This is a genomic window from Roseibium sp. (genome assembly GCF_050301095.1).
In the GTDB taxonomy this organism is placed as follows: domain Bacteria; phylum Pseudomonadota; class Alphaproteobacteria; order Rhizobiales; family Stappiaceae; genus Roseibium.
Window position 1 is genome coordinate 1 of sequence record NZ_JBNKYW010000150.1, and the last position, 12,710, is coordinate 12,710.

Genomic DNA, 12,710 nt, shown 5'->3' on the forward strand with positions numbered 1-12,710 from the left:
CTGTCGCCGCAGGCGACTGGTCTGCATTGCTCAAAGCGGAAGACACCGGCGAAGACGAAGAGAACATCCTTCGCGAAGTTGCCGAGGAAATCCACGAAGGAGCCGCCAATCTCATGCTCGTGCTTGCCGTGATACACATTGCCGGCATTGCGGTTGAAAGCCTCGCCCTGCGGCGTAATCTCGTCCGCCCGATGGTCATTGGACCGAATAGGGACGAATGAACCTCGCGTTTGTTCGCTTGCCGCTTGGGTAGCGTCAAACGGCCGCGCTCGCGGCGGGACGGCGAAAGCCGAAGTGGCCGGGTCCGGCCGGTAGCGGAACCTGCCGCTGCCAGCCTGTCCGGGACAAAGGCCCTAGATATCAGCTTTCAGTAATCGCCGAGCTTGATGTCGCGCGAATATTCGACGCCGTCGACTTCCTTCGTCACGGCCTGGCCGCAGATCGTGGCGCCGCGCGTTGCGTCATAGGTGAGGGAGGGGGAACCGGCGAGCTCCCAGCCCTTGTTGAGCGCCTGGGTGACGCGGTGGCAGAACTCGCTGTCGTCCACGTTGGTGATGAACCGGTAAAGTTTCATGGGTGTCTCGTGGTTCTTGTCATGACCGGGCTGCGATGGCGTCGGCGATGGCGATCACCCGCTTGCCCATGTCCGCATGTAGCCTTTCCACCATCTTGCCGTCTACCTGGATCGCACCCTTTCCGGCGTTTTCCGGCTCGGCGAAGATCTCGTTGATCCTGCGCGCCCAGGCGATTTCCTCTTCAGACGGGCTGAAAGCGGCGTGGCAGGGCACAATCTGCTTCGGGTGGATCAGCGTCTTGCCGTCCATGCCCATGTCGACCCCTTGCGCGCATTCGGCGGCAAAGCCGTCCTCATCCTGAAAAGCGTTGTAGACCCCGTCCAGAATATCGATGCCGCCCGCGCGGGCCGCCGCCACACATGTCATCAGCCAAGGCATCATCGCCGCCCGGCCAGGCGTGAGGCGCGCCCGTGTCTCCTTGGCCAGGTCGTTGGTTCCCATGACGAAACACGACAGCCGCACTTCAGGGTCCCGGCCGCAGGCACCGATGGCGCCCGCATTCAGCATCGCCTCCGGCGTTTCCATCATCGCCCAGAGCTTGAGCCCGGACGAGGCCCCGTGAACGGAGAGCTTGTGCGCGATCCGCTGCAGGTCGGCGGGTGTGTTCACTTTCGGCACCAGGATGGCATCCGGATTGGCCTTGACGGCCGCTTCCAGATCCGTTTCGCCCCAGGGCGTGTCGAGACCGTTGATGCGGATGACGACTTCCCGGGAGCCATAACCACCGGCCGTCACCGCGTCGACAACCTGCGTGCGGGCAAGATCCTTGGCATCGGGTGCGACGGCATCCTCAAGATCCAGAAGCAGACAATCCACGTCCAGCGTTCTGGCCTTTTCCAGCGCCCGTGCATTGGAACCGGGCATGTAGAGGGCGGAACGGCGGGGGCGGAATTGTGCGGTCATCGGGAGGTCCTGGTTTGGCGAAACGGATTTCGGGTAAACCTAGCGGATCGCCAGTCGAAGGGGAATTGTCCGAAGGGGGAAGGGAAGTTTGGCTCTATTCCGCCGGCTTTTCGCGTGTCCGCCGCTTGAAGATCATGTCCTTTGCCGCGATGACGGCGCCAAGCGTGATCGCCAGACAGGCCAACCCGACGAAGATCGTCAGCGAACCGAAACCGAACGCGATCAAAAGCAGCGTCGACAACAGCGGTGCCGAATAGGCAGCGGCGCCCAGGACCTGGATGTCGCCCCGCTTGACGCCGATGTCCCAGGTGAAAAAGGCAAGCCCAACCGGAAAGGCGGCGAGCGCCAGCACGGATCCCCACTCCAGCGTGGTTGCCGGCAGCACCGTTTCCTCCAGCGCCAGATGGCAGACCGCCGACAGGAGCGCCGTCAGCAGGCAGAAACCGGCGACCGCTTCCGTCGGGACCGCGCCAAGACGGCGGGAGAGAACCGAATAGCTGGACCAGAACAGGGACGAGGCGACCGCGGCTCCGTAGCCGAGCATCGATCCGCCGGAAAACTGAAGGCCCTCACCGCCGGAGATCAGCAGCGCCGCGCCACCGAGCCCCAGTACCGTTCCGATCAGGTGGTGCAGCCGCAGTTTTTCGTCAGGCAGAAAGGCTGAAAACAGCACGATCAGCAACGGCCAGGTGTAGTTGATGAGATTCGCCTCCACGGGAGGCGCGTTGCGGATGGCGGTGAAATAGAAGAAATGAAATCCGAAAAGGCCGATCGTGCCGAAGGCCCAGATCTTCAACGGTTGCCTCAAAAGGGACAGTTTCCCGGTCACAGCAAGCCAGAGGAAGGCCGCCGATCCGGAGATGCCGAAGCAGAGCGCATTGAGCAGGAAGGGAGGAACCTTGCCGGAGCCGGCACCGAACAGGCCAAGCGTCGCCCACATCAGCACCGCGCTGAGGCCAATGCCCGTCGCTTTCAACCTGGCCGTGTCCGTCATCGCCAAAACCCGTCTCTTTTCCCGACATCGCTCATGGCATGAATCGGGGAAGAACGAAAGCCGTACCGGGAATTTGATTCAGATCCTTGATCCCTGGCCGGGTTTCGGGACATTGTGTGGCCACTTCAAAGTTTGCCACTTCCGGAGACTTCATGACGAAAACGGACATCAGGGTTCTCGGGCCGGAGAACGCTCACCAGCTCGCACCGCTTATTGCGGAAAATGCCCAGGCGTTGAAACGGGGCGCGCCGCGCCGTCCGGACCAATATTACGCCGAACGGATCCTGGGCGACAAAACAGCGGAAGTAATCGGAGCTTACCAGGACGATAAACTGATCGGATTTGCCGTCTATTTCGATCTTCCCGAACTGATCACCGGCCTCCGGATCGGTCAGATGGACGACATCTATGTGCATCCGGACTACCGGAACATGGGCATCGGCCGCAAGATGATCGAACACCTCGAAGTCGAGGGCAAGAACCGCGGCTGGCTGCATCTGCGCTGGCTGGTTCCTGGCAAGAACACTCCGGCTGTCGCGCTCTATGAGAAGATTGCCGAACCGGACCACCGCAAGAGCTATCTCATCCCGATCGACCGGATTGCCGGCGATTGATGCGGTCTTGCCTCATTCACCGTCATTCCGGACCGCGTGGCACGTGAGCGCCTTCGTTTGAACCGGAATGACGCAGGAGTGAAAAACCTTCAGGTCCCCGCCAGAAACAGCGGCGGGATCTGGCCAAGCGGCAACAGGCCGATGCGGACGAGCCCGTGGTCGATCTGCACCGGCAACGCGATGGTCGAGACGCCATCGATTTCCTGGGCGGAGGGCTCGAGGCTCTTCAAAACCCCGTCGAGCAGCGCAAGGGAACTGTCCTGCGGCGGAAACAGGGGCTTCAGTGTTTCCAGCAGGGCGTCCGCATTGCCGACCGTCAGATCCAGCGTTCCCGACAGCATCCCGTCTCCGGAAACCACAAGGTCCCCGGCCGCATTGACACGGCTTTCCCCGAGGGTTGCCTCAAACAGGACAAGCTCGACCGGCAATTCGCCGTCGTTTGCCTGAACCAGCTGCGCCGTATTGGCCCCCGCGAACAGGCCCATGCCGCCCGTGATCCGCGATTGCGCCCTGAGCGAGACCGTCTCTTTCAGGTCGGGCAGGGATTTCAGCTTCAAGGCGGTCAGGGAGAGGAAACTCTCCAGGGCGCCGGGAAGGTTCGGCGCTTCCCTGAGATGCACTTCGGCCTTGTCGGCCGCGAACAGGCCAGCGGAATAGGGGCCTTCGATGACGGCGTCCGGTTTGCTGACGACGGCATCCAGAGCACCAAGGGAACCTTCGGACATTTTCAGACTTGCGCGGGCCGACTCCCAGCCGAAATCTCCGGCGAGGCCTTGCAGCGGATCGGTCAACCGGGCCGGCCCGCCGGCCTCGAAGATCACGTGCCAGGGATTGTAGATAAGCGCCACCGCCGTCAGGGTGCCCAACGTGCCTGTTGCCCCCGCCTTGTTCGACGAAACGACATCGTGACACCGCACCTCGTAGCGGAACGGGTAGCCCGCGATGGACAGGTCCTGACAGGAAACCTCAAAACCCTGCCGGGACAACCCGGCCAATTGCAGGTCGATCTGCCCGGCCAGCTCGGATCGGCCATAGAACCAGGCCGCCGACCAGCCGGCGGCCACGAGCACGAGGGCACCGATCAGGAGAACATAGCGCCGCCTGGTAGAGCCGGCCGGTTTCGTGGAGGGTGTTGTCACGGTTCGAACTCTCTTTTGATCCGCCATCCGGGCGCCGGATTCGAAGTTCGACGCCGAAGGTCGGCATTGAAACGGCGGGTCCGGCTTGTTATCTCCGCAGCTGCGGAAGAAAAGTCAGGTCGATATGAGCGATTTTTGGGTCTTTGGCTACGGGTCATTGATGTGGAACCCCGGATTTGAACATCTGCGGGCCGAACAGGCGCTGCTGCGCGGGGCCCATCGCGCCCTTTGCGTCTATTCCTGGGTTCACCGAGGAACGCAGGAAAGGCCCGGGCTCGTTTTCGGCCTGGACAATGGTGGCGCCTGCCACGGCATGGCCTATCAGGTCTCCGAAGACATCTGGCCGGGAACGCTGGAATACCTGCGCGCGCGAGAGCAGACCACCATGGTCTACAAGGAGCATTGGCATAATATCGAACTGGAAAGCGGTGAAAAGGTAGAGGCGCTGGTCTATATGGTCGACCATGCCCACCAGCAATATGCCGGTGCGCTGCCCCTGGAACGGCAACTCGACATCGTGACCGGCGCCGTCGGCAAGTCCGGCAAGAACCCGGAATATGTCATCAACACCGCTGCCCATCTGGAAGAGATGGGCATTGCCGATACAAACCTTGCCTGGCTCGCAGCACAGTTGAAGGCAATGGCGGGACGGTAAGACCGCCGCACCGGAAACACCGGCTCAGGTCACGCCCCACCAGCGCAGGGTCTGCTCGCAGTGATAACGCAGCGCCCCGACCGCCGTTTCAGCATCCCGCTTTTCCAGCGCCTCGATGACGGCAAGATGCTCCTCCATCGCCGATACGATCCGGTCCTGCAGAAAGGGCCGCGCGTTCTGGATGATGGCGATGCGTGTCCGGTTGGCAGTGTAGGAAGCCTGCAACAACGAATTGCCGAGACCTTCGCTGAGATAATTGTGTAGCGAAAGGTCGACCTCTATTGCCATTGGTGGCATGTGCCCCGAGGCGCCTGCCCTGGCCGCATCGCGCAATTCCTCATGGTGACGTCGAAGTGTCTCCAGACCTTCCAGCGCATTGTTCTCAATCCGCCGCCGGGCGCCTTCCTGATCGTAGACCAGACGCACATCGAGACATTCGCGAATGTTTTCCGGACTCGCCTCCATGACCTGCACACCGCGTTTCGGCAGCGTCACAAGCAACCCCTGGGAGCTGGCCTGCTTGACGGCTTCCCGCACGGGCGCAATGGGAAAGTCCAGCAGGTCCACAAGCTGCGACATCGACACGAACTGGCCGTTCCGCAGGCGCCCGTCCCGAAGTGTCGCCAGAAGCGCCTCATGCGCCCTGTCCATCAGCAGCTCACTTTTGCCCGCCCCGGTCATTCTTGCGCTCCGCCTGCATTTCCCGGCATTCCAATAAAGTCTTACTTGAAATTTTATATAGTCTGATAACTAGTATGACATCTAAAATGTTAGATACAAGTTCAGTTTTGAAAGATTCACAGCCTAATGTCGACTGGCCGCCGGGAGGGCGGCTGCGAGGAGGGGAAAATGGCTAATCTACCTGGCGAAGCCGGAACGCAAGACGGTGCTCTCTATAACGAGGACCTTGCGCCGATCCCGGCGGACAAACGCAAATGGGGCGCCTTCGAAATCTTCAACGTCTGGAACAACGATATCCAGAGCCTGTTCGGATACACGCTGGCGGCATCGCTGTTCATCACCTATGGCCTCAACGGCTGGCTGGTCTTCGCAGCCATCGTGCTGGCCGGTTTCTTCGTCATGATTCTGGTGAACCTGACCGGCCGTCCGTCCGTCAAGCACGGCGTTCCCTATCCCGTGATCGCGCGAGCTTCCATGGGGGTCTACGGCGCCCGCTTCCCCGCTCTCATTCGCGGTATCGTCGCGATCTTCTGGTACGGCGTGCAGACCTATTTCGCCTCCACAGCCGTGGCTCTTCTGCTCAACACACTGCTCGGCCTGGAGGGCGGGGCGGAATTCCTGGGCATGACCGCCATCGGCTGGGTTTCCTATCTGATCGTCTGCGTCTTTCAGGTCGCGCTCTTCATGAAGGGCATCGACTGGGTCGGCAAGTTCCTCAACTGGGCGGGTCCCTTCGTCTATGTCGTCATGATCGCGCTCTGTCTGGTGATCTGGTGGAAGGCCGGCAACGGCATCTTCTCCGCGCTCGGTACGATCTTCGAAGGCAGCCATGCGTCCGACCCGCGCGGTCCTGTCGCTGCCTTCATCGCCGTCGTCGGCACGATGATCGCCTATTTTGCCGCTGTGGTGATCAACTTCGGCGACTTCTCCCGCTTCGTTTCCAATGAACCCGCGATGAAACGCGGAAACTTCTGGGGGCTGCCCGTGTCTATGGCGTTCTTCTCGTTCATCGCCCTGTTCGTGACCGCCGGCACGGTCGTGCTCTTCGGCGAGAAACTGGTGAACCCGGCCGATATCGTCGACCGCGTCGACAACGTCTTCCTGACGCTGATCGCCGCCGTCACCTTCTTCGCGGCCACCGTTGGCATCAACCTTGTCGCCAACTTCATTCCGCCCGCATATGACATTGCCAACCTGAACCCGGAAAAGATCTCCGCCAGGACCGGCGGCATCATCACCGCTGTTATCGCCTTCTTCATCGGCGCGCTCTGGGTGACGGTGATTTCCAATATCGGCATTGCCGGTTTCGTGGATACGCTTGGCGCTTTCCTGGCACCTCTCTACGGGATCCTGGTTGCCGACTACTACCTGGTGCACAAGCAGGAGATCGACATCGACGATCTGTTCTCGTCCGATCCGGCAGGCAAGTACCACTACAACAATGGCTGGAACATGAAGGCCATCGCTGCCTTTGCGATCGCTGCCCTGTTCTCCGTCGCCACGGTCTGGCTTCCGGCTCTCTCGGAGCTTTCCGGCTACGGCTGGGTAATCGGTGCTGTCCTCGGCGGCGCCCTTCATATCGGCCTGACGCGCTTGCAGACCGCGCAGGCCGGCAACGCGGCTCACTGAAGGTCGGATCCGCGTTTCCTCCAGGCCGTCCCGCTTCCCCCGGGACGGCCGTTTTTTTGATTTCGTGGAACCCGACCAGTGAAACGGCCGGCGTTCAACCGGCGCTTTTCAGCGTATCGACATTGTCCAGCACCGGTGAGGGACGCCGTGCCGCGCGCGCCTCGTCAATCAGGCGGTCGCTGGCCGTTTCGATGTCGGTGACCATCCGCTCGTAGAACGCATTCGGCGACAGTCCCGGTTCGATCGGCGGCAGGATTTCGACGATCACGGTGCCTGGAAACACTTTCCAGGAGGCCCTCGGCCAATAAAGGCCTGCGTTGTGCGCAATCGGCACCACCGGGCATTTCAGGTCGCGGTAGAGATGCGCGATACCGAACTTGTACTTGGGTTCGCCACCCGCCGGGCGGCGGGTGCCTTCCGGAAAGATCAGGATCTGGCGCTCTTCGGCAATTGCTTCCTTGGCTGCTTCCATCATTGCCGCAAGCGCTGCGGAACGCTTGCCCCGGTTGATCGGGATCTGTTTGAACTTCGCCGTGTACCAGCCGAAGATCGGGATCCAGCGCAGTTCGCGCTTCAGGATGAAGGTCGGGCTTCGGAACAGCGGGATCAGCGCAACCGTTTCCCAGGCCGACTGATGTTTCATCGCCGCGATGTAACCGCCTTTCGGCAGGTTTTCCCGGCCACGGACTTCCACCTTGATGCCGCCCGTCACCCGCATCACGAACTGCAGGATGTTCGACCATGTCGGCACGACCCACCAGCCCCATTTGCGCGGCAGAAGAAGAACCGGCGAGAACATGATCATCAGCAGCAAGGTGACGATGTAGAAGGAAACCTGAAAAAGGGTCGAACGCAGAAGAAGCATGGCACCTTGAGGTCTGGAAAAGGCAAGTAAGATCAGACTGCCGTCAGTGCACACCCTGCACGGTAATCCGCAGCCGTGCGAGGATATACTTCACATATTCGCGCAAGAGAAGCCGGATCGTCGCCGCTTCCCTGTACCAGGCATCCAGGTTGAGATCCTTCGAGAACACCGGATAAGCGATGATCTCGACTTCCGGCATGGCGCCGGAGAGTTCGACCTCCGCCCTTGGCAGGTGATAGGCGCTGGTCACCAGAACAAGTTTCGAAAAGCCGTTCTTGCGGACCCAGGCAGCCGTCTCGGCAGCATTGCCCGCCGTGTTGAGCGCAACCCGGTCCAGGTCGACACTGGAAGCTTCAAGCGGTTTTCTGGATGACGTGACGGCGGCAAGCTGCTTGCGCGTCGTGCCGGGATGAACTCCGGAAATCAGGAGCCTGCTGGCCTTGCCTTCCTCCAGCAGGCGCACGGCTTCATAGACCCGGGCATGACCTCCGGTCAGGACGACAATGGCATCCGCACGCACCTTTTCGGGAACATGCATGGCCGCCACGTTGCGGGCGAACAGCACAAATTCGCCCACGGCCCCCGCCGCAAGTGCGGCAATGACGGCAACAAACAGGATACGCAGCCCGAAGCGTTTTTTCCGCTTGCCGGACCCGTCCGTGCCGGATCCCTTGTCCGGCGCCTTTTCCTGCAGCTTGCTGCCACAGCGTTCCGAAATGATGGAAACACTGTCATTCGCTGCCGGATCGATGACTGTATCTGCGTGCATCATGGTGTGACCATGTTATTTGATTCGGCCGATTTCGCGGCATTCACCTCAGATTAAGGGTCCACGAAATCGATGGCTCTGACGTCACGACGGCAAACTGGGAGAGCGACGCAGACCTTCACGCCCGTTTTGTCGCCCACTTCGGTCAGGCCTGTCAATTTTATGGGCCCGAAAGTCAAAATCAATCCACTTTCGCAAGATGGGCCTTGACCGCCAGCCCGGAGGTCAACGCCGTCAGGATGGCAACCAGGAAAACAACCGCAAATACACCCAGATACCCCGGCAGGCTTACCGAAACGGTGCCGAACAGGGCGGAGAGCTGATCCGAACCCGCCTGGCCGGACCCTTGCCGGGTCAACATGTCCAGGACGAGAAAACAGAAGATCGCCGCGACGCCGCCCGACACCCCCCCTTTCAGGCCCAGCATCAGAAAGTGCCTCTGGAACTCGCGTGCGATGAAACTGTCTTCCGCTCCCACGAAATGCAGCACCGAGACGACATCCTTGTTGCCTGCCATGGCGGCCTGCGTCGCAAAGACGACGCTCAGCACCATCGAACCCATCACCAGCACCATGATGGCAAAGCCGCCGACGACAACGGCGCCCGCCATCGCCGAAAGCCGGGACGTCCAGACCGAATGATCGTCGACGCTGGCACCAACCACGGTCTGGGAGATCTGGGCGCTGAGCTGCGGCAGGTTCAAAAGCGCCGGATCGGCAATCGTGATCTGGATCAGCCGCGGCACGGGCAGGCCGTCGAGCTGCAGTCCTTCGCCGAGCCAGGGTTCCAGAAGGGCTTTCGTTTCCGCGTCCGACAGGGCACGGACGGATTCGATCCCGGGAAATTCCTGCGCCAGCGCCACCGCCTTGTCGATCTCCCGGAGCATGTCGACGCCTTCGGTCGGGCGGATCTGTATGGTGATCTCACGGACGAGATCGTTCTGCCATGCATCGGCCGCGTCCCAGACGACGGAAACCGCCCCGACCGTCAGGCAGGCCAGGAAACTCATGATGGCGACGACAAGGGTCAGCGCCCGGCCGGCAACCGACTGGGGCGGTACGATCGCCGCCGCCGGCCGCAGCTTGGCGTCGTCGCCCGCCGCAGCGGTCTGCGCCCTCGCGGCAGGCTTGCGTTTGACCCGCTTCGGCAGACGCGGCCGATCCACGCGACGCCGTGGCGGCTTCACCTGCGCGGCAGCAGCCCGTTTTTTCTTATCGTCTTCCGACTGTGCCATTCCGCCGCCTAGTCAAAAATCGAGAGGCGTCCGTCCGCCAGCACCATGCGCCGGGCGTCTACCTGTTCCAGCAATGCGATATCGTGCGTTGCTATTACCACGGAAGTCCCGAGTTTGTTCAACTCGATGAAGAGGCGCAGCAGGCGGCGGGCGAGCGGCGGGTCGACGTTTCCGGTCGGCTCGTCGGCGAGCAGAACTTCCGGCCGCGTGATCAGGGCCCGCGCAATCGCCGCGCGCTGTTTTTCACCGCCCGAAAGCACCGGCGGCAGCACATGCATCCGTTCACCGAGGCCAACCCACTTGAGCAGGTCGATTACGTCGGAGCGGTATTCGCTTTCCTCCTTGCCGAGCACCCTGAGCGGCAGCGCCACGTTTTCGTAGGTTGTCAGGTGGTCCAGCAGGCGGAAATCCTGAAAGACGACGCCGATCTTGCGCCTGAGCTTCGGCAGCTCCTGCTTTTCGATCACGCTGAGGTCGCGGTTGAACACCCGTATCAGCCCGCGCGTCGGCCGGAGCGACATGAACAAGAGCCGGATCAGGCTGGTCTTGCCCGCCCCGGAAGGGCCGGTCAGGAACTGGAACGACTGCGGTTCGATCCGGAAAGTCAGATCCTGCAGAATTTCGGGTCCCATCCCGTATCTCAATCCGACATTTTCGAAGCGGATCACGCCTTTGACTCCTGTTGATGGTCCGAACGCTATAGCCAGGGCGTTAACGCTGCATTAATCATATAAAGGTCCATTAGGAAGTGGAAAACCCGTCACTGGAATAACTGGGGATTTGCCGGGGATTTGCCGGCACCGTCTCCCGGATCCATGCAGAGTGGCCATGCGTCCCGCGGCAAAGGCGCCTGGTTCAGGATCGCGACCCGGTCCTTTGCTCCCGATAGCCTTGCCGAAAACCGAATGAACATGCCATGGCGAAAGGTCTTCGCGCATGAAGATCAAGTGTCCCGACTGCAAGACGTCCTACGAGATCAAGGCGGAAGCGCTCGGTCCGGAAGGGCGCAGCGTCAAATGCGCCAAGTGCGGCACCCGATGGTTCGTTTCCCCGGAATTCGAGGAAGGAAGCGTCGACTTCGAAGCGGCCGATGACGGCTCCGCCGAAGCGGACGTGAGCGTAACGGACGAAGAAGACTGGAACGCCGATGCCGCGGAGGATGTGACGGCCGCGGAGGAACCGGCGGACGAAGCCGGTCCGGAACCCGGCAGCGATGACCAGGAAGAAGAGAAAGGCACACCGCCCCCCCAAAAGGGTTCAGATGCCGCGGATGAGCGGAAGTTCACCGCCGATCTTGAGGACGAGGACGCTGCGGAGGAGGACCTCACCGACATCGAAACCCTTGCCAAGCGTCCGAAGATCATCGTCAACCCGGACAAGTTCCGCCGCGATCACATCGGCGCGGTGCTGCGATGGCTCGGACGGCGCAACTACCGGCGCATCGGCGGGGTCGCGATCTTCGGTTTCGCGCTTGCGCTGTGCATTGCCTTCGTCCTGATGCGCGACACCATCGTCAAGCAATCGCCCGATCTGGCCAGCCTGTTCCAGCTGATCGGTTTCGACGTGAACCTGCGGGGTTTGGAATTTCGAAACCTAAGAACCTTTACGGAGGTTGAAGACGGCAAGCGCGTTCTGGTAGTTGAGGGGTCGATCCGGAACCTTCTCGACCAATCGAACTCGATACCGGCGGTGCGGCTGTCCATTCGCAGCAGCGATTTGCAGGAAGTTTACGCTTGGACGGTAGAGCCCCGGACGAAAGCCCTGAATGCCCTTGACGAGACCCGGTTCAGAACCATCCTGGCCGACCCGCCCAAGGACGCTTCCGATATCCAGGTGCGATTTGTCGATCGCGGCAAACGCCAAATAGTTCTCGAGTGACCATGACCGCAAATATCCGCACGCTGTTCGACGAAGACGCCATTGCAACAAGAGTGCACTCGCTCGCGGAGGAGATTGCCGAGGGCAAGCCCAACAATCTGCTCGTCGTCGCAGTTCTGAAAGGCAGCTTCATTTTTGCCGCCGACCTTGTGCGGGCCATGCACCGGGTGGGACTGGAGCCGGAAATGGAATTCATCCACCTGTCTTCTTATGGCGCCGGTACGGAAGGGTCGGACAACATCCGCATTTTGCGCGATGTTGAAAGTGACGTTAACGGACGCGATATCATTCTGGTAGACGATATTCTCGAATCAGGCCGCACACTCGCCTTCGCACGTGAACGCTTGATGAAACGGAGTGCACGCTCGGTAAAAATCGCAGCCTTGCTCGACAAACCCGAGCGCCGCAAAGCTGCCATATCTGCCGATTATGTAGGATTTGCCTGTCCAGATAAGTTTGTCGTCGGATATGGTATGGATATGGGCCACGCTTGGCGGCAGTTGCCCTATATTGGATACGTTGTTGCGCCCGAGGAGGCGGCAGCTGACGGCAAGACAGGAGAGTGAGCATGGCTCGCATTCTTCTAACGGAAGATGATGAAGCGGTTCGCAGCTTCGTGAAACGCGCCCTCGAACTTGACGGGCACTCCGTCGAGGCGGCGGAGGACGGCGGCGAGGCCGTGGAGATCCTGACGCGTGAACAGGGAAGCTACGATCTTCTGCTCTCCGACATCAAGATGCCGGTCATGGACGGTATCGCGCTCGCCCTGCACAC

General features: G+C 60.9%; 15 protein-coding genes and 1 pseudogene. 7 read left to right on the forward strand and 9 right to left on the reverse strand.

The window, feature by feature from the left end; all coding sequences use genetic code 11:
• A pseudogene (locus ACQY7U_RS13620) lies at positions 1-221 on the forward strand (cytochrome b/b6 domain-containing protein); the annotation flags it as partial.
• A gap of 146 nt (positions 222-367) precedes the next feature.
• On the opposite strand, the gene ACQY7U_RS13625 reads toward ACQY7U_RS13620, so the two are convergent.
• The 3 genes from ACQY7U_RS13625 to yddG all read right to left on the reverse strand — a co-directional run bounded on the left by ACQY7U_RS13625 (position 368) and on the right by yddG (position 2,472).
• Positions 368-574 (reverse strand): DUF1737 domain-containing protein, encoded by a 207-nt coding sequence (locus ACQY7U_RS13625; protein WP_428645281.1) that lies wholly within the window; start codon positions 572-574, stop codon positions 368-370.
• A 19-nt stretch (positions 575-593) separates the two neighbouring features.
• On the reverse strand, positions 594-1,478 hold the full coding sequence (locus tag ACQY7U_RS13630; protein ID WP_428645283.1) for an HpcH/HpaI aldolase/citrate lyase family protein: 885 nt from the start codon (positions 1,476-1,478) through the stop codon (positions 594-596).
• A 94-nt stretch (positions 1,479-1,572) separates the two neighbouring features.
• Complete coding sequence (gene yddG / locus ACQY7U_RS13635; protein ID WP_428645284.1) at positions 1,573-2,472, reverse strand: aromatic amino acid exporter YddG; 900 nt, start codon at positions 2,470-2,472, stop codon at positions 1,573-1,575.
• 152 nt (positions 2,473-2,624) lie between these two features.
• On the opposite strand from yddG, the gene ACQY7U_RS13640 reads away from it, so the two are divergent.
• Entirely contained in the window at positions 2,625-3,086 is a 462-nt protein-coding gene (locus ACQY7U_RS13640; RefSeq protein WP_428645286.1) for a GNAT family N-acetyltransferase, read from the forward strand.
• Positions 3,087-3,175: 89 nt separating this feature from the next.
• Here ACQY7U_RS13640 and ACQY7U_RS13645 read toward each other — a convergent pair whose 3' ends face one another.
• On the reverse strand, positions 3,176-4,225 hold the full coding sequence (locus ACQY7U_RS13645) for a DUF2125 domain-containing protein (RefSeq protein ID WP_428645288.1): 1,050 nt from the start codon (positions 4,223-4,225) through the stop codon (positions 3,176-3,178).
• A 124-nt stretch (positions 4,226-4,349) separates the two neighbouring features.
• Here ACQY7U_RS13645 and ACQY7U_RS13650 point away from each other — a divergent pair, with 124 nt between their 5' ends.
• Complete coding sequence (locus ACQY7U_RS13650) at positions 4,350-4,880, forward strand: gamma-glutamylcyclotransferase (protein ID WP_428645289.1); 531 nt, start codon at positions 4,350-4,352, stop codon at positions 4,878-4,880.
• Positions 4,881-4,904: 24 nt separating this feature from the next.
• On the opposite strand, the gene ACQY7U_RS13655 is transcribed toward ACQY7U_RS13650, so the two are convergent.
• Positions 4,905-5,561: a GntR family transcriptional regulator gene (locus ACQY7U_RS13655; protein ID WP_428645290.1), complete on the reverse strand. Its 657-nt coding sequence runs from the start codon at positions 5,559-5,561 to the stop codon at positions 4,905-4,907.
• 168 nt (positions 5,562-5,729) lie between these two features.
• Here ACQY7U_RS13655 and ACQY7U_RS13660 point away from each other — a divergent pair, with 168 nt between their 5' ends.
• The gene (locus ACQY7U_RS13660; protein WP_428645291.1) at positions 5,730-7,190 is read left to right on the forward strand and encodes an NCS1 family nucleobase:cation symporter-1; all 1,461 of its coding nucleotides are present in this window, start codon (positions 5,730-5,732) and stop codon (positions 7,188-7,190) included.
• 94 nt (positions 7,191-7,284) lie between these two features.
• Here the strand turns inward: ACQY7U_RS13660 and ACQY7U_RS13665 are convergent, their stop codons facing one another.
• From ACQY7U_RS13665 to ftsE, 4 genes are all read right to left on the reverse strand, one after another.
• On the reverse strand, positions 7,285-8,055 hold the full coding sequence (locus ACQY7U_RS13665) for a lysophospholipid acyltransferase family protein (RefSeq protein ID WP_428645293.1): 771 nt from the start codon (positions 8,053-8,055) through the stop codon (positions 7,285-7,287).
• A gap of 43 nt (positions 8,056-8,098) precedes the next feature.
• Positions 8,099-8,824 carry a YdcF family protein gene (locus ACQY7U_RS13670; protein WP_428645295.1) on the reverse strand — a complete coding sequence of 242 codons (726 nt, stop codon included), beginning with the start codon at positions 8,822-8,824 and terminating at the stop codon, positions 8,099-8,101.
• A gap of 181 nt (positions 8,825-9,005) precedes the next feature.
• A complete protein-coding gene (locus tag ACQY7U_RS13675; RefSeq protein WP_428645297.1) occupies positions 9,006-10,058 on the reverse strand; it encodes a cell division protein FtsX in 1,053 nt (350 codons plus the stop codon).
• An 8-nt stretch (positions 10,059-10,066) separates the two neighbouring features.
• Positions 10,067-10,726 (reverse strand): cell division ATP-binding protein FtsE, encoded by a 660-nt coding sequence (gene ftsE / locus ACQY7U_RS13680; RefSeq protein ID WP_428645299.1) that lies wholly within the window; start codon positions 10,724-10,726, stop codon positions 10,067-10,069.
• Positions 10,727-10,994: 268 nt separating this feature from the next.
• Here ftsE and ACQY7U_RS13685 point away from each other — a divergent pair, with 268 nt between their 5' ends.
• The 3 genes from ACQY7U_RS13685 to ACQY7U_RS13695 all read left to right on the forward strand — a co-directional run.
• Complete coding sequence (locus ACQY7U_RS13685) at positions 10,995-11,936, forward strand: MJ0042-type zinc finger domain-containing protein (RefSeq protein WP_428645300.1); 942 nt, start codon at positions 10,995-10,997, stop codon at positions 11,934-11,936.
• A gap of 2 nt (positions 11,937-11,938) precedes the next feature.
• Positions 11,939-12,502, forward strand: a complete 564-nt coding sequence (hpt, locus tag ACQY7U_RS13690) for a hypoxanthine phosphoribosyltransferase (RefSeq protein ID WP_428645302.1) — start codon at positions 11,939-11,941, stop codon at positions 12,500-12,502.
• A gap of 2 nt (positions 12,503-12,504) precedes the next feature.
• On the forward strand, positions 12,505-12,710 hold a 206-nt coding region (locus ACQY7U_RS13695), incomplete at its 3' end, for a response regulator (RefSeq protein ID WP_428645304.1).

Coding starts and splice junctions, on each gene's coding strand:
- ACQY7U_RS13650 (WP_428645289.1), top strand. CDS start 4,350: ATGAGCGATTTTTGGGTCTTTGGCTACGGGTCATTGATGTGGAACCCC.
- ACQY7U_RS13625 (WP_428645281.1), bottom strand. CDS start 574: ATGAAACTTTACCGGTTCATCACCAACGTGGACGACAGCGAGTTCTGC.
- ACQY7U_RS13660 (WP_428645291.1), top strand. CDS start 5,730: ATGGCTAATCTACCTGGCGAAGCCGGAACGCAAGACGGTGCTCTCTAT.
- ACQY7U_RS13670 (WP_428645295.1), bottom strand. CDS start 8,824: ATGCACGCAGATACAGTCATCGATCCGGCAGCGAATGACAGTGTTTCC.
- hpt (WP_428645302.1), top strand. CDS start 11,939: ATGACCGCAAATATCCGCACGCTGTTCGACGAAGACGCCATTGCAACA.
- ACQY7U_RS13655 (WP_428645290.1), bottom strand. CDS start 5,561: ATGACCGGGGCGGGCAAAAGTGAGCTGCTGATGGACAGGGCGCATGAG.
- ACQY7U_RS13640 (WP_428645286.1), top strand. CDS start 2,625: ATGACGAAAACGGACATCAGGGTTCTCGGGCCGGAGAACGCTCACCAG.
- ACQY7U_RS13675 (WP_428645297.1), bottom strand. CDS start 10,058: ATGGCACAGTCGGAAGACGATAAGAAAAAACGGGCTGCTGCCGCGCAG.
- ACQY7U_RS13665 (WP_428645293.1), bottom strand. CDS start 8,055: ATGCTTCTTCTGCGTTCGACCCTTTTTCAGGTTTCCTTCTACATCGTC.
- ACQY7U_RS13685 (WP_428645300.1), top strand. CDS start 10,995: ATGAAGATCAAGTGTCCCGACTGCAAGACGTCCTACGAGATCAAGGCG.
- ACQY7U_RS13630 (WP_428645283.1), bottom strand. CDS start 1,478: ATGACCGCACAATTCCGCCCCCGCCGTTCCGCCCTCTACATGCCCGGT.
- yddG (WP_428645284.1), bottom strand. CDS start 2,472: ATGACGGACACGGCCAGGTTGAAAGCGACGGGCATTGGCCTCAGCGCG.